The sequence below is a fragment of the Devosia sp. genome (assembly GCF_036406155.1).
Classification (GTDB): Bacteria; Pseudomonadota; Alphaproteobacteria; order Rhizobiales; family Devosiaceae; genus Devosia_A.
In genome coordinates this window covers 1-25131 of sequence record NZ_DASWVV010000107.1, presented here as the reverse complement: position 1 = coordinate 25131, position 25131 = coordinate 1, and the positions used below count along the sequence as shown (strand labels likewise).

Genomic DNA, 25131 nt, shown 5'->3' with positions numbered 1-25131 from the left:
CGCATTCCTAGAAATCGAAATTGACCATGCGATACATGATCATGTCCCCGAACAGCGCCCATAGCCCGAAGCCGGCGAAGACCGGCAGGATCAGCGGATCCCCCCAGACGTCGCCGTAATAGCTGGGAGCGATGAGCAGCAGCACGCCGAACATCACGACCGGAAAGGCCGTGAGCATGATCGCCGATACCCGCCCCTCCGACGACAGCGCCCGGATCTTCAGCCTGAGCATCAGGCGCTCGCGCATCACCTTGCTCAGGTTGTGCAGGATCTCGGACAGGTTGCCGCCGGTCTTGGACTGGATGCTGATGGCGACGCTGAGGAGTTGCAGCCCCTCGAGCCCGACGCGTTCGGCCATCTTGCGGAACCCGGTTTCGAGATCGGCGCCGAAGCTCACCTCGTCGGCGACGATGCCGAACTCGGTGCCCACCGGATCGGGCATTTCGCGGGCGACGAGCCCGATGGCGACCGAGGTGGGGTGCCCGGCCCGCAGGCTGCGCACGATCATCTCGAGGGCGTCGGGAAGCTGCCGCTCGAACTGCTTGAGTCGGCGCGAGCGCGACCGGCGCAGCAGCCAGAACGGCAGCGCCAGCGCCACCAGCAGCCAGGCCAGCAGGGCCGCGAGCAGGCCGCCGCCTAGCAGCAGGATGGTGAGCGCGATCACCGCACCGACGCCGAAGAACCAGGCGGCGAAGACCAGCGGCCGGCCGGCCACGCCCGACTGCACATAGAGCCGGTTCAGCCAGACGAGGCCGGAAACGTAGTCGCCGGAATCCGACAGCCCGCGTTCGCGCAGCAGGTTGCGCAGGCTCTCCTGCTGGCTGACGTCCCCGCTCAGCCTGGCCAGCCGCCGGTTGATGGCGCGCTGCCGGCGCCCCGCGACGAACTGCAGGTACAGCGCCTCGATCAGCAGGATCGCCGTGGCGGCGGCCAGTGCGTAGATCACGTAGATGAGGAGCTGTTCGAGCGGCATCACAGGCTGATCTGCGGATTGAAGGCATCGGGAGCGAAGGCAAGCCCCTGCGCCTCGGCCTCCGGGGCGAAGCGCGGGCGCACGCCCGTGGCCCGGAACTCTCCCACCACGGCGCCGCCTTCCCCGGTGCCGGTGCGAACGAAGCGATAGATCTCCTGCATCTGGATCACCTGGCCTTCCATGCCGGTGATCTCGGCAATGCTGACGATGCGGCGGCCGCCGTCGGACAGGCGCTGCGTCTGGACGATGACGTCGAGGGCGGATGCGATCTGGCCGCGGATGCTTTCCTGCGACATCGGCATGCCGGCCATGCCCACCATCTGCTCGAGGCGCGCTAGCGCATCGCGCGGGGAATTGGCGTGGATGGTGGTCATCGAGCCTTCGTGGCCGGTGTTCATCGCCTGCAGCATGTCGAAGGCCTCTTCGCCGCGCACCTCGCCGACGATGATGCGGTCCGGCCGCATGCGCAGCGCGTTCTTGACCAGCTCGCGCTGGCGGATCTCGCCCTTGCCCTCGACGCTGGGCGGCCGCGTCTCGAGCCGGCCGACATGGGGCTGCTGCAGCTGCAGTTCGGCCGCGTCCTCGATGGTGACGAGCCGCTCGCGATGCGAGATGTTGTGCGACAGCGCGTTGAGCAGCGTGGTCTTGCCGCTGCCGGTACCGCCCGAAACCAGGATCGACTTGCGCGCCTGTACGGCGATGCGCAGAAACTCGACCATCGGCGGGCGGATGGAATTGAAGGCGATGAGGCGCTCCAGCGTATAGGCCTGGCGCGAGAACTTGCGGATGGAAACCAGCGGCCCGTCGATCGAGATCGGGCGGATGGCGACGTTGACGCGCGAGCCGTCGGCGAGGCGCGCATCGACCATCGGCGAGGATTCGTCGACGCGCCGGCCGATGGCGGAGACGATCTTGTTGATGATGCGCAGCAGGTGCTCTTCGTCGCGGAAGCGCACATTGGTCTCCTCGAGGCGGCCGCCGCGCTCGATGAACACCTTGCGGTGCGTGTTGATCAGGATGTCGGCGATGGTGTCGTCCTTGAGCAGCGGCTCGATCGGCCCCAGGCCGAGCATCTCGTCGGCGGTGTCCGATACCAGCGCGTCGATCTCGGCGGCATTGAGCGGGAAGTTCTGCTCGCGCACGTAATCCTTGACCAGCGGCCGGATCTGCTCCTGCAGCTGCGTGCTGCTGATCTGCTCGATGGCGGCGAGATTGAAGCGGTCGAGGAGATGCCGGTGCAGGTCGACCTTGAGGGCCACGTAGGCGTCGCTGTCGCGCATGGCCGCCGGCCGCGCGGCTTCCACGGGAGGCTCGACCGCCGCCGGCGTCGCGACGGCGCCTTGCTGCGTGTCCACGACGGGCGGGCTCTCGCCCTGCCGTTTGACTGCGCCCGTGCCTGAGAATCTCCCCCACATTACTTGGGTCCTGGAGTATCAAAGTGAGCAACAATGTGGCGATCGCGGCGCTGTTGGCAAGACATTATGTGGCGTCTCCTTAACAGGTCACCGGCGTAACACCAAAAAGCCATCGATGTGCGTTGAAACGGTCACAGTCGCCGCCTCTGCGTTCGCCAGTTTGCGCCTGACCAAAAGCGCCTTCTATTCTCCATCGGCGGCAATAATCGGTTCATAACACACGCATATCCATTTCTTTAACGCGTTCGCTGGCATATTTTCTATCGTCGACGGACGTCAACTGACCAGTTACAGGGCAACGCTGGCGCTGGGCAAGCTGTTGCCATAGTTAAGATGCGAATTTGTTCTTCTTTTACAATGCATTATCGATTTGCTAACCGTCATTTACATGACACAGTCCAGACATTGTTCTGGCAAGATTTATTGACTCATGTTGCTTACGGATTATTAATGACCTCAGACGAGGGCAATAGGAATGGTCCTAAACGCCTGTCTCGTCTCGCAAAACTCATGGGGACTATGTCATGCGAACTATTGCTGACATGACCAAACGGTTCCGCCAGGACGAAGACGGCGCCGCCATGGTCGAATATTCAATCCTGATCGGAATCATCACTGCCGCGGTGATTGCGATAATCGTGGCCGTCGGTGCCTGGGTGACAACGCAGTGGACCACGCTCTGCGGCGTCCTCCCCGGCGCGACCTGCCCGTAATCCATCGCGCGGGGCGGCGTCCTGGCGCCGCCCCGCGCGCCCGTTGCTGCGTGTTTCCAGTCGGGGCCAACTCAAGATGAAGCCCAACACACTTGTCATGCTCCTGCTTGCCGTCGTGTTCGGGGTGGCTGCCGTCTTCCTCACCAATCTGTGGCTGGCCGGGCAGCAACCGACCTCCGCCGCGGCCGCGGACGAGAACGCCGTGATCGAGGATACGGTCGTCGTCGCCGCGACGCCGCTGCGCTTCGGCGACAAGCTGACGGCCGACAATCTGCGCGAGATTCCCTGGCCCGCCGCTTCCCTGCCGTCCGGTGCTTTCCGGACGCGCGCGGCGCTGCTCGACGCCAAGGAGGGCGACCGCCAGGTGATCACCGCCATCGGCCCCAACGAGCCGGTGCTGGAATGGAAGATCACCGGCCCCGGCCAGCGCGCCACGCTCTCCGCCGTGCTCGATGACGGCATGAAGGCCGTCTCGATCCGCGTCAACGACGTGCTCGGCGTCGCCGGCTTCGTGCTGCCGGGCGACCGGGTGGACGTGCTGCTCACCCGCATTTCGAACAACGACGGCAGCCCCTATGTCGACGTGCTGCTGCAGAACGTCAAAGTGCTGGCCATCGACCAGACGGCGGATGACCGCCAGGAAGCGGCCGCCGTGGTCAAGGCGGTGACGCTCGAGGTCGCCACCCAGGACGCGCAGAAGCTGACGCTCGCCGCCGGCATCGGCCAGTTGTCGCTGGCGCTGCGCGAAGTGGCGTCCAACGCCGGCGAGGTCACGCAGCGCATCACCGTCAACGACCTCGTCGCCGGCGTGCCCGAGCTCGCCGCCAGCGAGCCGGCAGTTCCTGCGGCGCCGCCGGTCGCCGCAGCCCGCAGCAATACTCAGGTCGGCGTGACGCGCGGCGTGGAACGCAGCGTCTACGACGTGCCGCTGACGGCCAGGTAACGCGTCGATTTCAACCGAAGGGGCAGGTTCTGAATGGCTGGTTCATTTGCATTGCGGCGGGCAGGCATCGTCTGGCAGCTCGCCGTCGCCATCATCGCGGTCGGCTGCCTGGGCAGCACCGTCTCCGCGCCACGCGCGCAAACCCTGCAGATCGACATGAGTCGGGGCAGCGTGCAGCGCATCGCCCTGCCGGTGTCGCGCTCGGTCACCGTGAGCCTCGACCAGCCGGTCGGCGAATTGCTGATCGCCAATGTCGACATCGCCGATGCCCAGCCGATCACCGACAAGACCATCTACGTCATCGGCAAGGCGCAGGGCACGACGACGATCAATCTGTTCAGCCCGACCAAGGTGCCGCTCGGCCTGCTCGAGATCGAAGTCGGCGTCGACGTCGCCGACATCAGCCGCGCCATCCGCCAGATCGCCCCGGATGCCGACGTCAAGGTCGGCACGGTCAACGGCCGCGTGCGCCTCTCCGGCACGGTGGGCGACGCCGAAACCATGCAGAAGGTGCTGCAGGTCGTCGGCCAGTACGGCAGCGACCAGATCATCAACGCCGTCACGCTGTCGGGCGGCCAGCAGGTCAACCTCGAGGTTCGCATCCTCGAGGCGAGCCGAAGCGCCGGACGGGAACTCGGCATCAACTGGCGCTATGGACCGCTTGCCGTCAATCCAGAGAAGCCAGACGTGGTCGTGGGCACCTACGGTGCTCCCGGCGGCGCGGGAGCGGGCGCCATCGGATCGGGGACGTTCCAGAATGGCGGCATCGGCCTGATTACCGACGGCGCCCCGGGCCAGGGGGTCACCGGCAACCCCAGCTTCGCGACCTTCATCACCAACATCATCTCCGGCGCCGCCGGCGGCATGAATCTCGACATCATCATCAACGCGCTGGAAAACAAGGGACTGGTGCGCAAGCTGGCGGAGCCGAACCTCACCACCTTGTCCGGCCAGGAGGCCCGCTTCCAGGCTGGAGGCGAGGTGCCGATCCGGGTCTCGGACGGCAAAGGCGGCTTTACCGTCGAGTACAAGAAGTTCGGCGTGCAACTCAAGTTCGTGCCGGTGGTCCTGAACGACGACCGCATCCAGATTCGTCTCAGTCCCGACGTGAGCGAAGTCAGCGGGACTACCCCGACGGGCGATCTGATCTTCAGCACGCGCAACCTCGATTCCGTCATCGAGTTGCGCGACGGGCAGAGCTTCTCGGTGGCCGGGCTACTGCAGAGCACTAACCGCAAGGTGCAGAGCCAGTTGCCCTGGATCGGCCAGATCCCCGTCCTCGGCGCACTGTTCCGCTCCTCGAGCTACCAGAAGGAGGAGACCGAACTGGTGGTGATCGTCACCCCGCGCCTGGTGCGGCCGAGCACGCCGGGCATGGAGCCGGCCTCCCCGCTCGACCAGGCGCGCACCAGCAACGACGTCGAGTTCTTCCTGCTCGGCCAGATGGAAGTCACCAAGAAGATGATCCGCAGCTACGAGACCGGCGAGGGCGTCGTCGGCCCCTTCGGCCACATGATCGACCTCGATACGGATGGGATGGTCTATGCCAAGCACTGATGCCGTTCTCCGCCCCATCGCCGCCGGGCTGGCACTGGCCCTGCTGCTCGCCGGCTGCTCGTCGGCCGATTACTACAACCGGCGCGACCGCGTGACCCTCGCCGGCGGCGACGCTGTGCGCCAGAACATCGAGCGGGAAACGCTCAACCCGGCGAAGAAGTCGATGTACGACGTTTCCGGCCTCGGAAAGGACGGCGGCGTGATCCCGGACGACCAGGATGCGCAGGCCGTGCCTCCTGCCAATCCGTAGCCGCCATGCCTTATGAGGGCAAAGTGCTGAAGGAGCGGGCCCGGGCGGGATCGATCGTGGGCCGCTTCCGGCGCGACGAGCGCGGCACGGCCCTCGTCCTCGTGACCGTCATGCTGCCGATCCTCGTCGGCTTCTCGCTGCTCGCCATCGACATGGCCCGGGTCAACAATTTGCACAACGACTTGCAGAAGGCCGCCGACGCCTTCGCGCTCGCCGCCGCGGCGGAACTGGACGGGCAGGCCGACGCCCATGACCGGGCCGACCGCGCGCTCGCCAACCTCGTCGCCAATGACAGCCGCTTTTCCGACCTCGGCCTGCACACCCTCGCCTTCTCGAGCGTCGACGGCGAGTCCGACATCGAACGCCATTTCCTCACCGGCCTGCCGCTCAACGACGACGACCCCATCGACTACGACACCTACGAGTCGGATGACCCCGCCGAAACCCGGCTCATCGAGGTCAGGGTCAACCCGACCCCCTTCACGTCGATCTTCCCCGCCAGCTTCCTCGGCGGCGCCAATGCGTTCAACGTCGCGGCGACGGCGGTGGCGGGGTTCGGCAGCGCGGTATGCGACTTCACCCCCGTCTTCATCTGCAATCCCTACGAGGACAGCGAGGAGGGCCTGACCCTCGCCGACGCCGTATCCGAGACCCGCTACCGCCGCCGCCAGATCAGCCTGCGCAGCGTCGGCGGCGGGTCGGCCTACTTCCCGGGCAATTTCGGTTTCCTCGACGCCGCCGGCGCCAACGGCGCGCGGGCGCTCGCGGAGATGATCGCCAGTTCACGCCCACTCGCCTGCTACTCGAGCAAGGGGGTGGACACCAAGACCGGCCAGAACTCGGGCCCGGTGAAGGGCGCCATCAACATCCGCTTCGGCATCAAGGAGCCGGGCGCCAACTGGACCGGGGCCGACTATGGGCCCGCCCCGAACGTCCGGAAGGGCGTGGCGCCGGCCAACGGCAACGCCTGCCCGAACGGCAACCAGATGGTCTATTCAACCGACCCCGCGACCGGATTGATGGGGCTGCCCACCGACAACTGCCACAAGACGGGAAACTGTCCCCTGATGGGCGGCCGCATGGGCGACGGCAACTGGGACATCAACACCTACTGGTCAGTCAACCACCCGGGCGTCGCCCTGCCACAAGCCCTCAGCGGCACCGGCGACGACCTGCCGACGCGCTACGAGGTGTACCGCTACGAGATCGACCACAACCTCGTCGCCGACACTTCGACCGGCGGCGAGACGGGCACGCCCAAGAGCGGCTGCGGAACGCCCGTCACCAGCGTCGACCGCCGCCTGCTCTACGGCGCCATTCTCAACTGCCAGGCCCTGGAAGCGCAGGGCTACGACCTGGGCGGGCACGAGGTGGGCCTGCCGCCCGAGGCGTTTGCCAGCTTCTTCATCACCGAGCCGGTCAAGGACATTCCCCAGAGCGAGTACGATGCGAACATCTTCGTCGAACTCGTCGACATCACCGGTCGTCACGGCAACGGCACGCTGGAGAATTTCCAGCGCGACGAAGCCCAGCTCTACCGGTGACGCGATGCTGGGGATGCAGCGGTGCCGCCGGTGGCTGTCGCGATTTCGGGCCGATCAAACCGGCGCGGCGCTGGTCGAGATGACCCTCATCGTGCCGCTGATGCTGACGCTCGCCGCCGGCGTCTTCGAGTTCTCCAACATCATCAAGACCAAGCTGCTGATCGAGGCGGGCGTCCGCGACGGGGCGCGGTACATCGCCCGCTGCAACCGCGGCAGCAACCAGGCGACCTGCGAGGCGGCGGGCACGAACATCGCCGTCACCGGCGGATCGGGAACGGCCCGGGTGAGCGGCTGGACCACCGCCGACGTGACCATCTCCTACACGAGCATCGCCATCACCACCGACCCGGACACCGGGCTGCAGAACTACCGCAGCGCCGGCACGGCGGTGCGCACGGTGAGCGTCCAGGCCTCCTATGACTATGCCGGCACCGGCCTGTGGGCCTATCTCGGCTTCGACGCCCTGACGCTGACCGCCGCGCATGAGGAACGGGTGCTGGGCAATTGAAGAGCCTCCACCATCTCGCCGCAGAGCAGGCCGGGTCGACCATGATCGAAATGACCCTGGTGATGAGCCTGCTCATCATGCTCGTGCTGGGCTTCGTCGACTTCGGCTACGCCTTCTACCAGTGGAACGCTGCGGCCAAGGCCGTGCAGGTCGGGGCGCGGCTCGCCGCGGTTTCGACGCCCGTGCCGGTGGGGCTCCTCCTCGAAGCCGGCGCGCCGGCCAGCACCAGCGATGTCGGCCAGCCGGTGCCCGCCGGTCAGTACCACTATCGCTGCACCGCCACCGCCCTCGGCGTCGCCTCCTGCCTCTGCGAAGCGGGCACCTGCGCCAACGTTACTGCTACCCAAAGCGCGTTCGACCGCATCTATTACGGCGACGACCTGGGGAGCGAGGATTGCGGCACCGTATTGCCTGACCACCGGCCCGGACTCTGCGATTTCTTCCCCGGCATCAAGCCAGAAGAGGCGCGCATCGATTATTTCGCCACCGGCCTCGGCTACTGGACCCGCCCGGGCGGTCCGGTGCCCACGATCAGCGTCAGGATCGTGGGGCACACCTTCGATTTCTTCTTCCTGGGTTTTGCCAATATCACGATGCCCGATATGCTGAGCACGATTACCGGTGAAGATCTGCGTTCTACCTTTTGATTTGGTGTGATCAATGAAGTTGTCGGTGTCCCGCCCGGTTCGTGCTGCCATTGCCGTCTATTCTGCCGATCGCGGGCTGCGCGACACCATCGCCGGTTATCTCGGCGGGGCGGGCAGCTACCAGGCGATGCTGGCGGACACGGACGCCTTCCTGTCGGGACGCACCAGCCAGCCGGCACCGGCCGCGATCATCCTCGACGTCGGCGACGGCAGCCTGCTCGAGGACACCCGGCTGCAGGCGGCGCGCGAGAGATGGGGCGCCGTCCCGATCGTCGCGATCTCGCAGGACATGTCGCCGGATCGGGCCCGCCAGCTCGTCCGGCTGCGCGCCGTCGACTGGCTGCAGCAGCCCCTCGACGCCAAGGAGCTGCTTGCGGCATTGACGCACGCCTCGGGGGCCGGCCGGGCCGAGCCGAGCAAGGTGGTGACCTTCGTCAGCGCCTCGGGTGGCGCCGGAGCCACGACGCTCGCGCTGATGGCGGCGCAGCACCTGGCCGACAAGGCCGCACCGGGCGAGACCTGCGTCGTCGATCTCGATTTCCAGCAGGCCAACTGCGGGGCCTATCTCAACCTCGTCAACGAGTTCGACCTGTCGGGCATCGCGGCGCAGCCCGAACGGCTCGATTCCGAGCTGCTCGACACCATCAAGCTGGAGCGCGGCCCCAGGCTGGCGCTGTATTCGTTCGACCGCCCGGAGCTGTCCTTCGCCGCCTCCGGGCGCGCCTTCGTGCTGCGCCTGCTCGACCTTGCCGCCCTCGCCCACCGGCAGACGGTCATCGATCTGCCGCGGCTGGAGACGCCGTGGTTTGGCGACGTCGTGCGCGGCAGCGACATCGTCTTCGTCGTGTTCGAACTCAACATCCCTTCGCTGCGGCAGGCCAGGCACGTGCTGCAGCGGGTGCGCGAGGCGCGCGACAACGGCGACGGCGTCTTCCCGATCGCCAACAAGACCACGTTCAAGCTGATCGGCAATCCGATCTCACGCAAGGATGTCGCGCGGATCTTCACCAGCGGGGCGGTGTTCTCGGTGGCACGCGACGACGCGCTGGCGGCCGATGCCCTCAACCGCGGGGTGCTGCCGTCCGACATCTCGAAGCATTCCCGGCTGGTCAAGGAAGCGGAGCATGTCTTCTCAACCGTCCTCGCGCGAGAACGCACCGGCTGAACACGCGCGCCCGACTCGGCGCGCGCTACTGCGGCTGGGCCTTGCGGCCGCGGCCGGCCTGATCCTGGCCGGAACCGGGCAGGCGACCGACACGCAGCGCATCCACCGGAGCACGCGGCCGCCGCTGCCGGGCATGGGCCCGTCCTTCCGGGAAGAGATCGCCTATGCCGGCGGGCAGCCGGCGGGCACGATCGTCATCGACGCCGGCGCCCGTATGCTGGTGTGGGTGCTCCCCCGCGGGCGCGCCTACCGCTACCGCATCAGCGTCGGGCGCGAGGGCTTCGGCTGGTCCGGCCGCGTCCGGGTCGGCGCCAGGAAGGAATGGCCGGCATGGCGTCCGCCGGCCGAGATGCGCGCCCGGGTGGCCGGCCTGCCGGAGATGGTTCCGCCAGGGCCGTACAACCCGCTGGGCGCGCGGGCGCTCTACCTCTATCGGGGCGGCAAGGACACGCTCTATCGCATCCACGGCACCAACGACCCCGCCGGCGTCGGCTTTGACGGCACCTCGGGCTGCTTCAGGATGACCAACACTGACGTGATCGACCTCTACGGGCGCGTCGCCGTCGGCACGCCCGTCCTGGTGCTGTAGCCGCCGGCGCTCAGGCGGCGCCGGTCGGGAAGTGGATGTCGATCTCGAGGGTGGAGACGGTGTCGCCCCGGGCCATGGTGACGCGCACGTCGTCGTGCTCGACCGGCAGGTGGCGGGTGATGACGGCCATGATCTCCTCGCGCAGCACGGCGACGAGGTCGGGCAGGTTGCGGTTGTTGCGCTCGTAGGCGAGCAGCAGTTGCAGGCGCTCGCGTGCGACCGGGGCGCTGCGCTGGCGGCGGAACAGGTTCAGAAGGCTCATGCGACGCCCCTCCTGAGGAAACGATCGAGCAGGCTGCGGCGCTGGGTAGGCAGCGCCATCGGAACATATTCGCCCATCAGCCGCCGCGCCGCGTCGAAATAGGCGCGCGCGGCCGCATTGGCCGGCTCGCTCAAGGTCACGGGCGAGCCGACGTTGGAGGCGCGCAGCACCCCCTCGCTTTCGGGAATGATGCCGAGCAGCGGTGCCGACAGGATGTCGAGGATGTCGTCGATGCCCAGCATCTCGCCGCGCGCCGCACGCGCCGGCTCGTAGCGGGTGACGAGGATGTGCTTGGCCACCACGTCGCCCTGCTCGGCCCGCAGCGTGCGCGAATCGAGCAGCCCGATGATGCGGTCCGAATCGCGCACCGAACTCACCTCCGGGTTGGTCACGATGATCGCCTCGTCGGCAAAGCGCATGGCCAGCTGCGCCCCGCGTTCGATCCCCGCCGGGCTGTCGCACAGCACGTAGTCGAAGCGCTCCCGCAGCTGGGCGATCACCTGCTCGACCCCCTCCTCGCTGAGCGCGTCCTTGTCGCGGGTCTGCGAGGCCGGCAGCAGGAACAGCGTCTCCACCCGCTTGTCGCGGATCAGCGCCTGCGACAGGTTCGCCACCCCCTGCGTCACGTTGATCAGGTCGAACACGACCCGCCGCTCCGCCCCCAGGACCAGGTCGAGGTTGCGCAGGCCGACGTCGAAATCCACCACCGCGACCCGCCGCCCGGATTGCGCCAGCGCCGCCCCCAGCGACGCCGTCGACGTCGTCTTGCCCACCCCTCCCTTGCCCGAGGTGACCACCACAACCTTGGCTGCCATGTCCAAACTCTCCATCCTGCCTGCTAGCCCAGCGCGGAAACCCAAAGAACCCCGTCCCGGAAGAACGATTGTATCGACCGGCCGCGGACGGACGGCTCCATGTCCTCGGCGGTGCGGTACCAGCCGTCGACCGACAGCAACTCCGCCTCGTTGCGCCGGCAGAAGATGCGGGCCTGCGGATTGCCCGTGGCGCCGGCGAACGCCCGCCCGCGCAGCGTCCCATAGACGTGGATGGAGCCCCCGGCAATGATCTCGGCGCCAGAGCCTACCGATCCCAGGACGATGACGTCGCCGTGCGGATGGAAGATCGACTGGCCCGAGCGAACCGGCACGTCGAGGATGAGCGATTGCGCCGCGTCCGGCGCGGGCGCCGCTTCCGGTGCCTCCGCAACCGCCTGGCCCGCATCCCCCGCCGCCTCCGGTGGCGCCGCCGCCGGGCGCGCCCCCCGCAGGATGGGGGGCAGGTGCGGCCCCAGCGAATCGACGCCCTCGGCCTCGATCGCCATGACGCGGATGCCGCGCTGGCCCAGGTCCGAGACCAGCCCGAAAATCTCCCCCACGGTGAGTTCCACCGTGGTCAGGTCGAGAATCACCGGCCGCCCGACGAAAAACCCCGGCGAGTTCTGGGTCCAGCGATCGAGGTCGGCGAGCCAGCCCGCCAGCGGCAAGCCCGGCGACAGGACGAATGCCACGAAGGACTTGGCAACAAAGCGGCTCGCGGGGCTCGGCAAGGGGGAGACGGTGTTCTGGGGCATTTGTCCTTTGACGGGTCTCGGGTTCCGGACCGCAGTGACTACGGTAGCGCGAACGCGAGGAGCCGCCTAGCTTGCGGTGCCCTGAAACAGTGAATCCCCGGCGTCGGCCGGAAGAGAAGCGGGCGTCTGCGGCGCGGACTCCGCCGGGTCGCACAGGCCGGCCAGGGCCGCGGCGAGTTTTGCGAACGCATCTGGCGCCTCCGGGTGCAACCAGGCTGGCCGCCCATCCCCATCCCGCTCGCGGCGGAGCGAATCGACGGCGCGTTGCCAGTACTGGTCGGCGCGGCCGTCAGGGCGCCCATCCTGTTCCCAAAGGAAATACGCCCTCTCCCGGGCTGCCGCCTCGAAATCGGTCTGTTGCCCGGCGTCGAGGTCGACGCCGTCGTCGTCCCCCGGCACCGGCGGGGGCCGCACCCCGGGGCCGGCCGCGCGGCCGACCAGGTGCTGGATGTAGCGCGCCTCGAAGCGGGCGGCCCGAGGCGGGAAGGTATCGGCCGCGGGTGCGGCGGGCGGCAGCATGGCGGGTCGCCCGGCCTGGTCGGCCGCAGCGGCGACCTGCAGTGCGGTATCCTCGGCCTGCCCGGCGGCCGCGGGGTCGCCGCTTTCGCGGACCCGCTCGCGAATGCTGCCCAGCTGATCGCCCACCGAATCGAGGGCCACGAGGGTTTCCTGCGCCTCGAAGCGCACGGCGAGGTCCCCGGACTGCGTCAGTGGCTCGATGCGGCCCGCCAGCGCCTTGACCTGGGCCAGGCCCAGTTCCGATTCCAGCAGGGCCAGCCGGCGTTTGGCCGCCGACCTGTTGCCGGCCAGCTGCCGCAGGCGCTCCGTCTCGAACTGCCAGCGCGTCAACGCGGGGCGCGCCAGCATGAAGGTCAGGTCGGCTTCGTTGCCCACGACTGCATGGCGCGCCGTGCGCGGCGCGTGCCCCAGCTCCATCGAAACATTCATGGCTGCCCTCCGTCGGTCGAGTGACGCTAGGACTTCACAGGAATGTGTCCGAACAACGATCCGCGGCCGCGCGCGCCGGCTTCGTCATTCCGGGCATGCCGTTACAACGGCCTGCAGGCTCCGGTTCCTGCGATGGTTGAAGATCATCGCGCCGCGGCGCTGCCCCTGTTGCCGGACCGTGCCATCGGCTTGCCGCAAAACCGCCCCCGGCTCCGCCCGCCGGGGGACGCCTCGACCCGGCGCCGGCAGGCGGGTCCGACGCCGCCTATGCGGCAACGAGCGCCCGTTTCAGATGAATTGCGGCTCCTCGACCAGGCGCACCCCGAAGCGGGTGCGGACCTCCTGCTTGATGCGATCGGCGAGGGCCAGCAGGTCGTCAGCGGTGCCTCCACCGTAATTGACCAGCACCAGCGCATGCTTGTCCGAGACGCCGACGGGCCCCATGCGGAATCCCTTGAGGCCGGCCCGCTCGATCAGCCAGGCGGCGGAAAGCTTCGCCTTGCCGTCGGCAAGCGGCCAGGCCGGCGCCCCCGGATTTGCCGCGGCGAGCGAGGCGGCGGCCTCCGAGGTGACGATGGGGTTGTGGAAGAACGAGCCGACATTGGGCGTGACGCGCCAGTCGGGCAGCTTGCTGCCGCGCAGGCGCAGCACCGCCTCCATGACGGCGCGTGCGTCGGCGCCCGCTGCCGGATCGAGGCCGGACAGCCCGGGATAGGTCAGCACCGGCGCCCACGGCTGCGGCAACCGCACCCGCACCGAGACCACGACGTAGCGCCCGCGCTCGTGCTTGAAGACGCTGTCGCGATAGGCGAACCGGCACTGCTCCTTCTCGAACCGCCGCATTTGGTGCGACGCGGTGTCGAACGCCACCAGCGAGTCGAAGCGGTCGGCCAGTTCGACGCCATAGGCGCCGATGTTCTGGATGGGGGCCGCCCCGACCGTTCCCGGAATCCCGGCGAGGTTCTCGAGCCCGCCCAAGCCCTGCCCGATCGTCCACTCGACGAGGCCGTGCCAGTTTTCTCCCGCCGCCGCCTCCACGAGGGTGCCCGCCGGCCCGGCGGCGACGACGCTGCGGCCGCGCGTCGCCACCAGTACGGTGACGCCGTAATAGTCCGGCGACAGCACGACGTTGCTGCCGCCGCCGAGGACGCGGACGGGCAGCGCGCGCCCGGCCGCCACAGCGAACAACTCCGGCAAGACGGCAGGATCGTCCAGCACGACCCCGAAGCGCGAACGCGCCGGCACCCCCAGCGTGTTGTAGGGCCTGAGATCGAAGTCCGGGACCAACCGCAGCTTGTTCACGCGCTCATGCATCCCTGCCGCCGCACCGGGCCCCGTAAGAGCGCGGCGGGGGCGGTGCGTCAAGCACAATCCGCGACCGGCGGCGGCGTCGCGGCCCCTAGGCCCGGCCGCTGCTGAACAACAGCCGCAGGCGACTCTCCCGGGCCATCGCAATGTGCCGCCGCGCCCGTCGGAACAGTATTTCGCGGCGCCGGTGCAGGGGCAAAGGCTGTTTCGCGGCGCTGGCCCGGGCGAGGAAGAAACGCCTGCCGTGCGCATGGAGCTTTTCGGCGGCACGGGTTAGCCTGCGCTCAAAAGGAGGCCGCAGTCGCGGCACCTCCGCCGGGGCCGGCCAGACGGCCCCGCACGTGTCCACAAGGAGCACCCGATGACCCGTTCCCTCCGCCGCCGCACGCTGCTTGCCGCTGCCCTGCTGGCGACCGCCACCTTCGTCCCTGCTGCCGTGGCACAGGACTTCGATCCCGACGCGACCGTGCGCATCGGCTCGCTCTACGAGCCGCAGAACCTCGACAACACTGCCGGCGCCGGCCAGGGCATCAACGAGGCCTTCAACGGCAACGTCTACGAGGCGCTGTTCCAGCTGACCGACGCCGGCACGGTCGAGCCCCGGCTGGTCGACAGCTTCGAGCGCAGCGACGACGGCCTCACCTACACGTTCAAGCTCAAGCCGGGCGTGACCTTCCACTCCGGCGACCCGCTGACCGCAGCCGACGTCAAGTATTCCATCGAGCGCGTCACCGCCGAGGCCTCCAAGAGCTCGCGCAAGAAGAGCCTGTCGACCATCGCCTCGATCGAAACGCCCGACGACGCAACGGTGGTGGTGACGCTCTCGGCCCGCTCCATCTCGCTGCCCTACAACCTCAGCTACGTCTGGATCGTCAACGACGCGGCGGCCGACATCACCGCCGCCGAGGACGGCACCGGGCCCTACGCCCTGGCCGAGTGGCGGCGCGGGTCGGCGCTGGCGCTCAGCCGCTACGACGACTATTGGGGCGAGGCGGCGAGCAACGCCGAGGTGGTGTTCCAGTATTTCACCGACGCCAGTGCGCTCAACAACGCGCTGCTGACCAACGCCGTCGACATCATCACCTCGGTGCAGAGCCCGGATTCACTGGCCCAGTTCGCCGGCAACCCGGCCTTCACCGTGACCGAAGGCGCCTCGACCACCAAGGAACTGCTGGCCTACAACGACCGCGTCGCGCCCTTCGACAACGTCAAGGTCCGCAAGGCGCTGGCCCGTGCCGTCGACAAGGCGCGGCTGCTCAACTCCATCTGGGGCGAGTACGGCACGCTGATCGGCTCATTCGTGCCGCCGACGGACCCGTGGTATGTCGACCTCACCGGCGTCGACCCCTACGATCCGGAAAGTGCCAAGGCGCTGCTGGCGGAAGCCGGCTACCCCGACGGCTTCGAGTTCACCCTCGACACGCCGGACTACGACCCGCACCCGATCGTCGCCCAGTTCCTGCAGGCGGAATTCGCCAAGGTCGGGGTGAAGGTCAACATCAACATCATCACCGCCAACGAGTGGTACACCAAGATCTACCAGCAGCACGACTTCCAGGCGACGCTGCAGGAGCACGTGAACCACCGCGACATCGTCTTCTACGGCAACCCCGATTTCTACTGGGGCTACAACAACCCGGACGTGGTCAAGCTGATCGCCGACGCGGAGGCCGCCGGCACCGAAGAAGAACAGGTCGCCAAGCTGACCGAGGCCAACCGCATCATCGCCGAGGACGCGGCCAGCAACTGGCTCTACCTCTATCCCCAGATCGTGGTGTCGACGGCCAACGTGACCGGGTATCCGATCAACGGGCTGAACTCGCAATTCTTCGCCTACGACATCAAGAAAGCCCGCTAGGCGGCCACCTGCGATAACTTGACGGGCCGCCCTCCACCCCGGGGGCGGCCCGGCGCATGCCTGCAAGGTTCCGTTTCGACGAAGCCGCAGCATGTTCTAGACTGCCGGCCAGCCCGGTCGACACGAGGACCCGCCCGATTCTCAGCTACGTTTTCCGCCGGCTGGCCATCCTGCTGCTGTCGCTGCTCATTGCGGCAGTGGTCCTGTTCGTGTTGCTGCGGCTGCTGCCGGGCGACCCGGCCAACGCCCTGCTCGGCGTCGGCGCGACCGAGGCGCAGATCGCCGCCGCCCGCGCCCAGGTCGGTTCCGACAGGCCTCTGGTCGAGCAGTTCGTCAGCTTTTTGTCGAATCTGGCTCGATTCGATCTCGGCACCTCCTTCGTGAGCCGCGCCGACGTGCTCGGAGAAATCGGCAACCGCATGAGCGTCACCCTGCCGCTCACCGCCTTCGGCTTCCTGCTCGCCATCGTCATCGCCGTGCCGCTCGGCATCGTCGCCGCGGTCAAGGCCGATCGCTGGTACGGCGCGGCCATCTCCGTCATCTCGCAACTCGGCATCGCCATCCCGGTGTTCTGGGTCGGCATCCTGCTGGTCACCGCGTTTGCCATCAATTTGAGGCTGTTCCCCTCCGGGGGCTTTCCGCTGCGCGGCTGGGAGGACCCCGGCGAGGCCGCGATTTCGCTCGCACTGCCGGTGGTGACGGTGGCCCTGGTGATCGCTGCCTCGCTCCTGCGCTATGTGCGCTCGGCCACGCAGGACGTGCTCGGCAGCGACTATCTGCGCACCGCCCGGGCGCTGGGCGCGAGTTTTTCCGAGGCCCTCATCCGCCACGGTATCCGTAACGGCGCCGTGCCGGTCATCTCCATTCTCGGCATCGAACTGGCGACGACGTTCCTTGGCGCCGTGGTGGTCGAAAAGGTCTTCGCCCTGCCCGGTCTGGGCTCCATGCTGCTGCTCGCCATCCAGCAGCGCGACTACCCGAACGTGCAGGGTGTGCTGTTCATTTCGACCCTCATGGTGCTCCTGACCGGCTTCGCCGCCGACCTGCTGCAGCGCGTAATCGATCCGCGGCTCCGGGCCCGCGGGGGCCGGCCATGACCGCGCTCGAGACGGCGGCGGCACGTCCGCACCGCTCGGCGAGCCTGCAGTTGGGCCTCGTGCTGGTCGGATTGCACGTCGTCGTCGCCCTGCTTACCCTGGTCTGGACTCCATACGACCCCGGGGCAATGACGGGCGGCCGGCTGGAGCCGCCATCGCTCGCCCACTGGGTCGGCACCGACCGGCTCGGCCGCGACTTTCTCACCCAGATCATGATCGGCTCGCGCATCGCCCTCATCGTCGGCAGCGCCGCCGTCGCCATCGGCGCCGCCATCGGCATCACCCTCGGCATGCTCGCCGCCTTCGCGACGCGCCTCCCCGACGACGCGCTGGCCGCGACGCTCGACATCCTCATCGCCTTCCCCACCCTGCTCATCGCCATGCTGGTGGTGGCGGCCAGCGACACTGCCAGCCTCGGCACCGCCATCCTCGCGCTCGGCATCGCGCTGTCGCCGATCGTCGCGCGGCTGACGCGCATCCTGGCCAAGCGCGTGCTGCTGCTCGATTTCATCACCGCGGCGCGGACCTCCGGCACGTCGTGGCCCGGCATCGTCTTCCGCCACGTCCTGCCCAATATCTGGCCGACACTGGCCGTCAACCTCGCCCTGCAGTTCGGCGTCGCCATCATTGCCGAGGCCTCGCTCTCCTATCTCGGCCTCGGCGCGCCGCCACCCAACGCCTCCTGGGGACGCCTGCTGCAGGAGGCCCAGGGCACGGTCTACACCGCCCCGATCGGCGCCATTGCCCCGGGCCTCGCGCTGGTCTCGCTGGTCATCGGTGTAAACCTGCTGGCGGACGGGCTGCGCGACGTCGGCGACCCGACGCGGAGGCGCGGCGCATGAGCCTGCTCGCCATCGACCACCTGACTCTGAGCGCCGGCGCGCAGACCCTCGTGTCGGGCCTCTCGCTGGCCATCGCTGCCGGCGAACGGGTGGGCCTCATCGGCGAATCCGGCTCGGGCAAGTCGCTGACCGCCATGGCGGCGACCGGCCTCTTGCCGCCCGGTATCACCGCCGCCGGCTCTGTTCTTCTGGGCGGCCGGCAGGTCGTCGGCGCGCCCGACCGCGTGCTGGACCGGCTGCGCGGCACCGTGACCGCCACGATCTTCCAGGAACCGCTGACCGCCCTCGACCCGCTGCTCCGCGTCGGCCGGCAGGTGGCCGAGCCGCTCCGGCGGCGCGCCGCGCGCGACGGACGAACGCTCGACCGGCACCAGCTCCGCCGCGACGTGCAGGCGCTGCTCGAACAGGTCGCCCTGCCCCACCCCGAGCGCATCGCCCGCGCCTACCCCCACGAGTTGAGCGGCGGGCAGCGGCAGCGCATCGCCATCGCCATGGCGCTCGCCTGCCAGCCGCAACTGCTCATCGCCGACGAGCCGACGACGGCACTCGACGTCACCACCCAGGCCGAAATCCTGAAGCTGCTCGATACCCTCGTGCGCGAACGCGGCATGGCGCTGCTGTTCATCAGCCACGACCTGCCGATCGTCGCCCAGGTGGTGCAACGCGTCGTCGTCCTCAGGCGCGGCGTCGCCGTCGAGCGCGGCCCGGTGGAAGAGGTGTTCGCGCGCCCGCGGCATGAGTATACGGGTGCTCTCGTTGCCGCCGCCCGGGCGTTCGACGCGGCCTTGGGAGGCAGCAGATGAGCCTCGTCAGCATCGAGGGCGTCGACTTCCGCTACACCCGCGACCGTCTCACGCTCGAAAACTTGTCGCTCGAGATCCGCGAGGGCGCCAACGTCGGGCTGGTCGGGGAATCCGGCTCCGGCAAGACCACGCTGCTGCGCCTGCTGCTCGGCCTCGCCCGGCCGAGCGCCGGCCGCATCAATTTCGAGGGTCGGCGGCTCGAGCCGCACGACGGCGCGTTCATGCGGCAGTATCGGCGCAAGGTCCAGGCCGTATTCCAGGACCCCTACTCCTCGCTCGACCCGCGCCAGACGGTGCTGGGCATCGTGTCGGAGCCGCTGCGCTCGCTGCGCCTGCCCGGCGACCACCGCGCCCAGGTCGAGGCGGCGCTCGCCGCCGTCGACCTCGAGCGCGACGTGCTCGGGCGCTACCCGCACCAGTTCTCCGGCGGCCAGCGCCAGCGCATCGCCATTGCCCGCGCCATGGTGGCGAAACCGAAGCTGCTCCTCGCCGACGAGGCGGTCAGTGCGCTGGACCTGTCCACGCGCGTGCGCATCGTCGAGCTCTTGCAGCGCGTCGCCGCCCACATGACCCTCGTCTTCGTCTCGCACGACCTCGGCGTCGTCGCGGCCCTGTGCGACGAGGTCGTCATCCTGCAGAACGGCCGCATCGTCGAGGCCGGCCCCACCCGACAAACCCTCGCCGACCCCGTTCACCCCTATACACGCAACCTGCTCCAGAGCGTGCCGCGCATGCCCGCCTGACGCCTGCACAAGGATGGTCGCCATGACCGCATCTGCCGAATATCTCGCTGCACTTGAAGCCTGGAAGGCGAGGCGCCTAGCCGCCCTCAAGGCCCCCGACGGCTGGCTCAACCTGATCGGACGCTGGTGGCTCGCCCCCGGCACGGTCACCGTCGGCAGCGGCGCAGACAACGATCTGGTGCTTCCGGTCGGCCCGGCCTCGCTGGGGACGCTGACGCAGGCTGCCGGCGGGACCGTCGACTTCACCCCCGCCGACGGCAGCCCGGCGGTTCATCTCGAACCGAACAAGAAGCAGCCGCCGAAATTCCTGCTGCACGGCCTGCTGCTGGAACTCACCACCATCAATGGCGAGAACGCGCTGCGCGTCCGCGACACCCGTTCGACGGCGCCGGAGCTATTCGGCGGCATCGACTATTTCCCGCCCCGGCCGGAGTGGCGCATCGTCGCCGACTGGGTGGCGCTGGACGCGCCCCTCGGCCTGACCGTCGACACCAGCAGGGATATCCCGACCGATGTCGAGGTGACGCACAAGGCGGTGTTCCGCCATGACGGCCAGAGCTGGACCCTGGTGGCCACCCACGGGACTCCGGAGCGGCCGCAATTCGTGTTCCGGGACCTGACGTCGCGCGACTCCACCTACCCGGCGTGCCGGTTCGTCTACGGCGAGGACGTGACCGACAACACCGTGGTGCTCGACTTCAACAAGGCCATCAACCCGCCTTGTGCCTTCACCGATCATGCCGTCTGCCCGCTGCCGCCGCCGCAGAACGTGCTGCCGTTCCGCATAGAGGCCGGCGAGAAGCGCCTGCGCGACTAGCCCCAGAACACAGAAAGCGGCCCGCCAGGGCCGCTTTCCCTCAGGCACCGGCGTCTGCCGGCGTGGCCTCCTGTCTAGTCCTTCTTCTGCTGGCCGGGAGCCTCGCTGCGGGCCGACTCCCCCTCCTCCTTGGTCTGGCCGGGCGCGTATTCCCTGGCCGACTCGCCCTCGCCCTTCAACTGGCCCGGCGCGAACTCCCGTGCCGAGTTCTCGTTGCCCCCCGAATCGAGTTCATCGAGGAAGCCATCGGCCTCGCTCGAGGCGAGCGCCGAATCGCAGGCGCCGTCGACGATCTCCTCTTCGGCAATGCCGCACAAAGCGGCCGCATCGGCACTGGGGTACGCGGTCGTGACCGCGTCGGAGAATGTGACATCGACCATGACCTCCTGGGCACCGGCCGTCGCCGTGAGGGCGACGGGAGCGGCCAGTCCGAGCAGCAGGGCGATAGAGGTGGTCGTGAGCATCTTGTTCATGTTAGTCTCCCGGTCGTTTGGGGTTTCTTGTGGGAAGAAGCCGCGGTGGAGCCTGCGGGGGCGGGCATGTCGGGGTGGCCCACCACGGCCTCTCGGATGTCGCGGACCGGAGGCCATGCGACGGCGCCGAACCTAGCGGTCGGGGTCTGACGGCGACATCGCGGCGAAGGTCAGGAAACGGTCATGTTCGGGCCCCTAGTTTGCCCGCGGGGCACTCGGGAGTCTCACCATATGCTCAGGCGCCTTTTGCGGCCCGCCTTCGTCGCCATCACCCTCGCCGCCATCGTCGTGCCGCCGGCCTGGGCCCAGGGCAACAGCCAGGGGAACGCAAATAGCGGCAACAACGGTAACGGCAACGGCAACAGCGAAGGCAGGGGCAACGAGAACTCGTCCGATGCCGGCGGCAACGGCAAGTCGCGCAAGGCCGACGAGGAGCTGGCGCTCGAGGCTGTCAGGGCGGAGAGCGCGGTCTCGCTTCAGCACATCCTGGGCAGCGTCCGCGGCAACACACCGGGCCGGGTGATCGACGCCGAACTCTATCCGCGCGACGGCCGGCTGGTCTACGAGGTGAAGCTGCTCCTGACCGATGGCCGGGTGACCAGCCTTTATTTCGATGCCGGATCGGGGAGGCAGGTAGGCCCGGACTAATGCGTATTCTCATTGCTGAAGACGATCCCCGGATCGCGGCCTCGCTGGGCGAGGCACTTGCCGCTTCGGGATATCTCATCGAAAACGAAGCCGACGGGGAGATGGCATGGTATCGGGGCGACACCGAAGCCTATGATGCCGTCGTCCTCGATCTCGGCCTGCCCAACCTCGACGGGCTCACCGTGCTCAAGCGCTGGCGCAAGGCCAAGCGCAGCGTGCCCGTCCTCATCCTCACGGCCCGGGGCCAGTGGGAAGAGCGGGTGGAGGGCATGGAGGCCGGCGCCGACGACTACGTGGTCAAGCCCTTCCATGTCGAGGAAGTCGTCGCCCGCCTGCGTGCCATCCTGCGGCGCGCCGGGGGCCTCGCCTCCTCGCGCATCGACATCCATGACCTGGTGCTCGACACGCGGCTGATGCAGGTGCTGCGCGACGGCGTTCCCATTCCGGTGCCGCCCCAGGAATACCGGCTGCTGTCCTTCCTCGCCCACCGCCGCGGGCAGGTGGTGAGCCGCATGGAGATCACCGAGCACCTCTACAGCCAGGATTTCGAGCGCGACTCCAATTCCGTCGAAGTGCTGGTGGGCCGCATCCGCAAGCGCCTCGGCGAGCACGTCGTCAAGACACGGCGCGGCTTCGGCTACTATGTCGAGGATGACGCCGGGTGAAGCAGCGCTCCCTGCGTCTCAGACTGCTGATCGGAGCCGCCATCTGGGTCACCCTGACCGTGCTCGTCACCGGGGCCGCGATCTTCTACCTGTTCCGTGCCAGCGTGGAGCGCGACACAAGGGCCGATCTCGAGGCGACGCTCGACCGGCTGTCGGCACTGATCCAACCCGGGGCCCAGGGGGCGCTGCTGCGCGAGCCGCTTCCCGACCCCCGCTACGAATTGCCCTATGGCGGCGTGTACTGGCAGATCCAGTCGACTGGCGGCATTGTTCTCGATCGCTCACGGTCGCTATGGGACCACGTGCTGCACATGCCGGACGGCGCCGACCTCCGACAGCTGGCGACCCTGGCCGGACCGGACGGCCAGACGCTCGCCGGGCTGGCACGCCACGTCGCCTTCGGCGCGGCCGGGGGCGGACAGGCCTACCTTGTCACCGTTGCCGAAGACCGCAGCATCCTCGATCAGACGATCCGGGAATTCGGCAGCGACATGGCGTTGACGCTGCTCACGCTCGGCATCGCCATTCTCGGTGCCGCCTGGCTGGTGGTTCAGACCGGGCTGAGCCCGCTCGATGCCCTCCGGCGCGGCATCGAGGCCGTCCGGCGCGGCGACGCCGACAAGCTGGTCGACGGCTACCCGAGCGAGGTGCTGCCGCTTGTCGCCGAAGTGAACGAGTTGCTGGCGCTGCGCGGAAAATCGGTGGAATTCGCCCGCGCCCGCGCTGCCGATCTCGCCCATGGCCTCAAGACCCCGTTGCAGGTGCTGACCGCCACTGCCGACAAGCTGCGCAAGGCGGGCGACCAGGGCAACGCCGCCGCGATTGACGACATCGTCGCCGAGATGTCCGACCGCATCGACTACCAGTTGCGTCTCGCCCGGCTCCGGCTGCGCGCCCAATCCGACGTCATCAGCACCTCGCTCAACACGGCATTGACGCGGACGGTGTCGGTGATCCGGCAGACGCATGCAGGGGAGTCCTTGGCCTGGAATCTCGGCCTAGGCCCCGACACCGCGGTCAATATCGACGGCAGCGACCTGCTGGAGCTGGCAGGCGTGCTGCTCGAGAACGCGGCCAAATGGGCCAGGAACCGCGTCGACGTGACGGTCCGGCCGGCCGACGCCTTCGCCGAGGTGATCATCGCCGACGATGGCCCCGGCCTCACCGAGGAACAGATCGCCCGGCTCGGCGTGCGGGGCCGGCGCCTCGACGAGAGCCGCCGCGGCTCCGGTTTCGGCATGGCGATTGCGATGGAGATCCTCGAGCTCAACAACGGCGCCGCCGTACTGGGGCGCTCGGAATTGGGCGGGCTTGCAGTGACATTGCGCCTGCCCCTCGCCGGCAACGATTGAGGGCAGCCTCACGCCGTCGGCGGCACCCTCTGCCGGCGCCGACGCGCCAAGCCGGCAAGCGCCACGATGCCGTTGCCGATGCGTGGTGTCAGTATCGCTATGGCAGCGACCACCGCCACATAGGCGGCGAGCAGGATGAGGCTTTCGACGACGTCCATGCAGGATCTCCGCGACTTCAGCCACAACAGATGCGACCAATCGCCGCCTGTCAAGCTGTCGCAGGCACGCCAGGAACCTTCGCGCGGCCGGCACGTTCCCTTCCCCACCAAAGGAGCGTCAAATGGGCTGGTCGGACAGACGTGGATGGCAGGATGGGCTGCAGCGCAACTTGAGCCGGCAGCTGGCCGACCTGCAGGACGAAGTCTCGTCGCTGGGCAAGTCGGTCTCCCGCTATGGCGGCCAGGTGCAGCACGAGGCCGAAAGCCTCGGCGACGCCCTGTGGCATGGCGGCGAGATGGTGACCCAGCAACTCGGCCGCGAGGCGAAACGCATCGGCAGGGCCGTGCGGCAGGACCCGCTGCCGGCCGCCGTCGCCATCGTCGCGCTGGTCGGCGTGGTGGCGGCCCTCAGCCTCGCCTTCGCGCGCAGATAGGTCCCTGGCCGGCGCCCGGCGCGCCGCTACCGGCCAGGTACATGCCGTCAGGCGCTGCGGAGCGCCGCGACGATCTCCTGCACCGAGTGACCGGTAAGGTCCTTGGCCAGCTCGCCGACCAGTGCCGACTGAAGCTTCGCATGATAACCCCGCCGCAGCTCGCCCAGGGTCCGCGGATCGGCGACGACGACGAGCTTGTCGACGGCGCCGTCGAGCACCAGCCGGTTCAGGTGATCGGCGGTGGCGGCGGCGAACCGGTCCTCGGCGCGCCGGTCATTGTCGGGATTGTCGTTGGCGTCGTGGTGGCGCAGCCCGGAACCGGAATTGCCGGGCTCCAGCCTGGGCTCCTCGAGAGCGACGAGGTCGATCTCGGTTTCGGGGCCACGGTTGCGGAACAGTCTGAGGGAAGCACCGTCCGCGACTGCCACGACGGCGCCGTTCGGTAGGATCATGAGTTCTTACTCCGGGTATGAACACTGGCGGCGCCGGCGGCGCCACTGGGGGTGCTTTCCCATACCGACGTGCGGCCCATTACTCAAGCCGACGAGCGGTTCTTCACCGGCCCGACGCCCCGCTGCCGCCGGCCAGTTGACCATACCCATGAAAAGGCCAATGTAGACGCAAGTCGACCGCGCCGGCCTTTACCTTTCCCCCGCAGCACTGAAGCCAGAACAAGTGATTGACCTCAGATGAATTTTTACCTGCTTTTGCTGCAGCTTGCGGGTTCGGTTGCGCTGCTGTTGTGGGCGGTGCGGATGGTGCGCACGGGGATCGAGCGCAGCCAGGAGCCGGCGCTGCGGCGGGTGCTGCGCGAGAGCGGCTCGGGGCGGCTGCGGGCGGCCGCGATCG

Annotated in this window: 29 protein-coding genes; 19 read left to right on the top strand and 10 right to left on the bottom strand. The window is 68.4% G+C overall.

Going from position 1 to position 25131, the window contains the following annotated elements:
- Positions 1 to 7: 7 nt before the first annotated feature.
- Together VGD93_RS06715 and VGD93_RS06710 are read right to left on the bottom strand one after the other, a co-directional pair.
- The gene (locus tag VGD93_RS06715) at positions 8 to 973 is read right to left on the bottom strand and encodes a type II secretion system F family protein (RefSeq protein WP_395010461.1); all 966 of its coding nucleotides are present in this window, start codon (positions 971 to 973) and stop codon (positions 8 to 10) included.
- Entirely contained in the window at positions 973 to 2388 is a 1416-nt protein-coding gene (locus VGD93_RS06710) for a CpaF family protein (protein WP_395010460.1), read from the bottom strand. Before VGD93_RS06710 ends, VGD93_RS06715 begins: the two co-directional genes overlap by 1 nt.
- 542 nt (positions 2389 to 2930) lie before the next feature.
- On the opposite strand from VGD93_RS06710, the gene VGD93_RS06705 reads away from it, so the two are divergent.
- From VGD93_RS06705 to VGD93_RS06665, 9 genes are all read left to right on the top strand, one after another.
- Positions 2931 to 3101 (top strand): Flp family type IVb pilin, encoded by a 171-nt coding sequence (locus VGD93_RS06705; protein WP_395010458.1) that lies wholly within the window; start codon positions 2931 to 2933, stop codon positions 3099 to 3101.
- A gap of 76 nt (positions 3102 to 3177) precedes the next feature.
- Positions 3178 to 4044, top strand: coding sequence for a Flp pilus assembly protein CpaB (gene cpaB / locus VGD93_RS06700; protein WP_395010456.1), 867 nt, complete (start codon positions 3178 to 3180; stop codon positions 4042 to 4044).
- A gap of 33 nt (positions 4045 to 4077) precedes the next feature.
- Complete coding sequence (locus VGD93_RS06695; RefSeq protein ID WP_395010454.1) at positions 4078 to 5601, top strand: type II and III secretion system protein family protein; 1524 nt, start codon at positions 4078 to 4080, stop codon at positions 5599 to 5601.
- A complete protein-coding gene (locus tag VGD93_RS06690) occupies positions 5588 to 5851 on the top strand; it encodes a hypothetical protein (protein ID WP_395010452.1) in 264 nt (87 codons plus the stop codon). Before VGD93_RS06695 ends, VGD93_RS06690 begins: the two co-directional genes overlap by 14 nt.
- 23 nt (positions 5852 to 5874) lie before the next feature.
- Positions 5875 to 7395: a TadE/TadG family type IV pilus assembly protein gene (locus tag VGD93_RS06685; RefSeq protein ID WP_395010450.1), complete on the top strand. Its 1521-nt coding sequence runs from the start codon at positions 5875 to 5877 to the stop codon at positions 7393 to 7395.
- Positions 7396 to 7399: 4 nt separating this feature from the next.
- A complete protein-coding gene (locus VGD93_RS06680) occupies positions 7400 to 7903 on the top strand; it encodes a TadE/TadG family type IV pilus assembly protein (protein ID WP_413789703.1) in 504 nt (167 codons plus the stop codon).
- Positions 7904 to 7944: 41 nt separating this feature from the next.
- Positions 7945 to 8550, top strand: coding sequence for a TadE family protein (locus VGD93_RS06675; protein WP_395010446.1), 606 nt, complete (start codon positions 7945 to 7947; stop codon positions 8548 to 8550).
- A 13-nt stretch (positions 8551 to 8563) separates the two neighbouring features.
- Positions 8564 to 9715, top strand: coding sequence for an AAA family ATPase (locus tag VGD93_RS06670; protein ID WP_395010444.1), 1152 nt, complete (start codon positions 8564 to 8566; stop codon positions 9713 to 9715).
- Positions 9675 to 10304, top strand: coding sequence for a L,D-transpeptidase (locus VGD93_RS06665; protein ID WP_395010442.1), 630 nt, complete (start codon positions 9675 to 9677; stop codon positions 10302 to 10304). The genes VGD93_RS06670 and VGD93_RS06665 overlap by 41 nt, the downstream gene beginning before the upstream one ends.
- Before the next feature lie 10 nt (positions 10305 to 10314).
- On the opposite strand, the gene minE is transcribed toward VGD93_RS06665, so the two are convergent.
- From minE to murB, 5 genes are all read right to left on the bottom strand, one after another.
- Positions 10315 to 10566 carry a cell division topological specificity factor MinE gene (minE, locus tag VGD93_RS06660; protein ID WP_395010440.1) on the bottom strand — a complete coding sequence of 84 codons (252 nt, stop codon included), beginning with the start codon at positions 10564 to 10566 and terminating at the stop codon, positions 10315 to 10317.
- Positions 10563 to 11381, bottom strand: coding sequence for a septum site-determining protein MinD (gene minD / locus VGD93_RS06655; protein ID WP_395010438.1), 819 nt, complete (start codon positions 11379 to 11381; stop codon positions 10563 to 10565). Before minD ends, minE begins: the two co-directional genes overlap by 4 nt.
- A gap of 23 nt (positions 11382 to 11404) precedes the next feature.
- A complete protein-coding gene (gene minC, locus VGD93_RS06650; protein ID WP_395010436.1) occupies positions 11405 to 12136 on the bottom strand; it encodes a septum site-determining protein MinC in 732 nt (243 codons plus the stop codon).
- A gap of 66 nt (positions 12137 to 12202) precedes the next feature.
- On the bottom strand, positions 12203 to 13084 hold the full coding sequence (locus tag VGD93_RS06645; RefSeq protein ID WP_395010434.1) for a DUF2934 domain-containing protein: 882 nt from the start codon (positions 13082 to 13084) through the stop codon (positions 12203 to 12205).
- 288 nt (positions 13085 to 13372) lie between these two features.
- Entirely contained in the window at positions 13373 to 14386 is a 1014-nt protein-coding gene (gene murB / locus VGD93_RS06640) for a UDP-N-acetylmuramate dehydrogenase (RefSeq protein ID WP_395010432.1), read from the bottom strand.
- 367 nt (positions 14387 to 14753) lie between these two features.
- Here murB and VGD93_RS06635 point away from each other — a divergent pair, with 367 nt between their 5' ends.
- The 6 genes from VGD93_RS06635 to VGD93_RS06610 are packed head-to-tail and all read left to right on the top strand — an operon-like array spanning position 14754 to position 20552.
- On the top strand, positions 14754 to 16250 hold the full coding sequence (locus tag VGD93_RS06635; protein ID WP_395010430.1) for an ABC transporter substrate-binding protein: 1497 nt from the start codon (positions 14754 to 14756) through the stop codon (positions 16248 to 16250).
- 56 nt (positions 16251 to 16306) lie between these two features.
- Positions 16307 to 17347, top strand: coding sequence for an ABC transporter permease (locus VGD93_RS06630; protein ID WP_395010428.1), 1041 nt, complete (start codon positions 16307 to 16309; stop codon positions 17345 to 17347).
- Positions 17344 to 18189 (top strand): ABC transporter permease, encoded by an 846-nt coding sequence (locus VGD93_RS06625; RefSeq protein WP_395010426.1) that lies wholly within the window; start codon positions 17344 to 17346, stop codon positions 18187 to 18189. Before VGD93_RS06630 ends, VGD93_RS06625 begins: the two co-directional genes overlap by 4 nt.
- A complete protein-coding gene (locus tag VGD93_RS06620; protein ID WP_395010424.1) occupies positions 18186 to 18992 on the top strand; it encodes an ATP-binding cassette domain-containing protein in 807 nt (268 codons plus the stop codon). The genes VGD93_RS06625 and VGD93_RS06620 overlap by 4 nt, the downstream gene beginning before the upstream one ends.
- Entirely contained in the window at positions 18989 to 19735 is a 747-nt protein-coding gene (locus VGD93_RS06615; protein WP_395010422.1) for an ABC transporter ATP-binding protein, read from the top strand. Before VGD93_RS06620 ends, VGD93_RS06615 begins: the two co-directional genes overlap by 4 nt.
- A gap of 22 nt (positions 19736 to 19757) precedes the next feature.
- The gene (locus tag VGD93_RS06610; RefSeq protein ID WP_395010420.1) at positions 19758 to 20552 is read left to right on the top strand and encodes a DUF1684 domain-containing protein; all 795 of its coding nucleotides are present in this window, start codon (positions 19758 to 19760) and stop codon (positions 20550 to 20552) included.
- 74 nt (positions 20553 to 20626) lie between these two features.
- On the opposite strand, the gene VGD93_RS06605 is transcribed toward VGD93_RS06610, so the two are convergent.
- Positions 20627 to 21025 carry a hypothetical protein gene (locus VGD93_RS06605; protein WP_395010418.1) on the bottom strand — a complete coding sequence of 133 codons (399 nt, stop codon included), beginning with the start codon at positions 21023 to 21025 and terminating at the stop codon, positions 20627 to 20629.
- Positions 21026 to 21256: 231 nt separating this feature from the next.
- On the opposite strand from VGD93_RS06605, the gene VGD93_RS06600 reads away from it, so the two are divergent.
- From VGD93_RS06600 to VGD93_RS06590, 3 genes are read left to right on the top strand one after another with little or no spacing between them, the layout of a single operon-like run.
- Complete coding sequence (locus VGD93_RS06600; protein ID WP_395010417.1) at positions 21257 to 21673, top strand: PepSY domain-containing protein; 417 nt, start codon at positions 21257 to 21259, stop codon at positions 21671 to 21673.
- Positions 21673 to 22338, top strand: a complete 666-nt coding sequence (locus tag VGD93_RS06595) for a response regulator transcription factor (RefSeq protein WP_395010415.1) — start codon at positions 21673 to 21675, stop codon at positions 22336 to 22338. Before VGD93_RS06600 ends, VGD93_RS06595 begins: the two co-directional genes overlap by 1 nt.
- The gene (locus VGD93_RS06590; protein ID WP_395010413.1) at positions 22335 to 23690 is read left to right on the top strand and encodes an ATP-binding protein; all 1356 of its coding nucleotides are present in this window, start codon (positions 22335 to 22337) and stop codon (positions 23688 to 23690) included. The genes VGD93_RS06595 and VGD93_RS06590 overlap by 4 nt, the downstream gene beginning before the upstream one ends.
- Before the next feature lie 8 nt (positions 23691 to 23698).
- Here VGD93_RS06590 and VGD93_RS06585 read toward each other — a convergent pair whose 3' ends face one another.
- Positions 23699 to 23848 (bottom strand): hypothetical protein, encoded by a 150-nt coding sequence (locus VGD93_RS06585; protein WP_395010411.1) that lies wholly within the window; start codon positions 23846 to 23848, stop codon positions 23699 to 23701.
- A 122-nt stretch (positions 23849 to 23970) separates the two neighbouring features.
- On the opposite strand from VGD93_RS06585, the gene VGD93_RS06580 reads away from it, so the two are divergent.
- Entirely contained in the window at positions 23971 to 24282 is a 312-nt protein-coding gene (locus VGD93_RS06580; protein ID WP_395010409.1) for a hypothetical protein, read from the top strand.
- A 47-nt stretch (positions 24283 to 24329) separates the two neighbouring features.
- Here VGD93_RS06580 and VGD93_RS06575 read toward each other — a convergent pair whose 3' ends face one another.
- Positions 24330 to 24734 (bottom strand): host attachment family protein, encoded by a 405-nt coding sequence (locus VGD93_RS06575; RefSeq protein ID WP_395010408.1) that lies wholly within the window; start codon positions 24732 to 24734, stop codon positions 24330 to 24332.
- Positions 24735 to 25131: the final 397 nt, after the last annotated feature.

Coding starts and splice junctions, on each gene's coding strand:
- VGD93_RS06715 (WP_395010461.1), bottom strand. CDS start 973: ATGCCGCTCGAACAGCTCCTCATCTACGTGATCTACGCACTGGCCGCC.
- VGD93_RS06710 (WP_395010460.1), bottom strand. CDS start 2,388: ATGTGGGGGAGATTCTCAGGCACGGGCGCAGTCAAACGGCAGGGCGAG.
- VGD93_RS06705 (WP_395010458.1), top strand. CDS start 2,931: ATGACCAAACGGTTCCGCCAGGACGAAGACGGCGCCGCCATGGTCGAA.
- cpaB (WP_395010456.1), top strand. CDS start 3,178: ATGAAGCCCAACACACTTGTCATGCTCCTGCTTGCCGTCGTGTTCGGG.
- VGD93_RS06695 (WP_395010454.1), top strand. CDS start 4,078: ATGGCTGGTTCATTTGCATTGCGGCGGGCAGGCATCGTCTGGCAGCTC.
- VGD93_RS06690 (WP_395010452.1), top strand. CDS start 5,588: ATGCCAAGCACTGATGCCGTTCTCCGCCCCATCGCCGCCGGGCTGGCA.
- VGD93_RS06680 (WP_413789703.1), top strand. CDS start 7,400: ATGCTGGGGATGCAGCGGTGCCGCCGGTGGCTGTCGCGATTTCGGGCC.
- VGD93_RS06675 (WP_395010446.1), top strand. CDS start 7,945: ATGATCGAAATGACCCTGGTGATGAGCCTGCTCATCATGCTCGTGCTG.
- VGD93_RS06670 (WP_395010444.1), top strand. CDS start 8,564: ATGAAGTTGTCGGTGTCCCGCCCGGTTCGTGCTGCCATTGCCGTCTAT.
- VGD93_RS06665 (WP_395010442.1), top strand. CDS start 9,675: ATGTCTTCTCAACCGTCCTCGCGCGAGAACGCACCGGCTGAACACGCG.
- minE (WP_395010440.1), bottom strand. CDS start 10,566: ATGAGCCTTCTGAACCTGTTCCGCCGCCAGCGCAGCGCCCCGGTCGCA.
- minD (WP_395010438.1), bottom strand. CDS start 11,381: ATGGCAGCCAAGGTTGTGGTGGTCACCTCGGGCAAGGGAGGGGTGGGC.
- minC (WP_395010436.1), bottom strand. CDS start 12,136: ATGCCCCAGAACACCGTCTCCCCCTTGCCGAGCCCCGCGAGCCGCTTT.
- VGD93_RS06645 (WP_395010434.1), bottom strand. CDS start 13,084: ATGAATGTTTCGATGGAGCTGGGGCACGCGCCGCGCACGGCGCGCCAT.
- VGD93_RS06635 (WP_395010430.1), top strand. CDS start 14,754: ATGACCCGTTCCCTCCGCCGCCGCACGCTGCTTGCCGCTGCCCTGCTG.
- VGD93_RS06630 (WP_395010428.1), top strand. CDS start 16,307: ATGCCTGCAAGGTTCCGTTTCGACGAAGCCGCAGCATGTTCTAGACTG.
- VGD93_RS06625 (WP_395010426.1), top strand. CDS start 17,344: ATGACCGCGCTCGAGACGGCGGCGGCACGTCCGCACCGCTCGGCGAGC.
- VGD93_RS06620 (WP_395010424.1), top strand. CDS start 18,186: ATGAGCCTGCTCGCCATCGACCACCTGACTCTGAGCGCCGGCGCGCAG.
- VGD93_RS06615 (WP_395010422.1), top strand. CDS start 18,989: ATGAGCCTCGTCAGCATCGAGGGCGTCGACTTCCGCTACACCCGCGAC.
- VGD93_RS06610 (WP_395010420.1), top strand. CDS start 19,758: ATGACCGCATCTGCCGAATATCTCGCTGCACTTGAAGCCTGGAAGGCG.
- VGD93_RS06605 (WP_395010418.1), bottom strand. CDS start 21,025: ATGAACAAGATGCTCACGACCACCTCTATCGCCCTGCTGCTCGGACTG.
- VGD93_RS06600 (WP_395010417.1), top strand. CDS start 21,257: ATGCTCAGGCGCCTTTTGCGGCCCGCCTTCGTCGCCATCACCCTCGCC.
- VGD93_RS06595 (WP_395010415.1), top strand. CDS start 21,673: ATGCGTATTCTCATTGCTGAAGACGATCCCCGGATCGCGGCCTCGCTG.
- VGD93_RS06585 (WP_395010411.1), bottom strand. CDS start 23,848: ATGGACGTCGTCGAAAGCCTCATCCTGCTCGCCGCCTATGTGGCGGTG.
- VGD93_RS06580 (WP_395010409.1), top strand. CDS start 23,971: ATGGGCTGGTCGGACAGACGTGGATGGCAGGATGGGCTGCAGCGCAAC.
- VGD93_RS06575 (WP_395010408.1), bottom strand. CDS start 24,734: ATGATCCTACCGAACGGCGCCGTCGTGGCAGTCGCGGACGGTGCTTCC.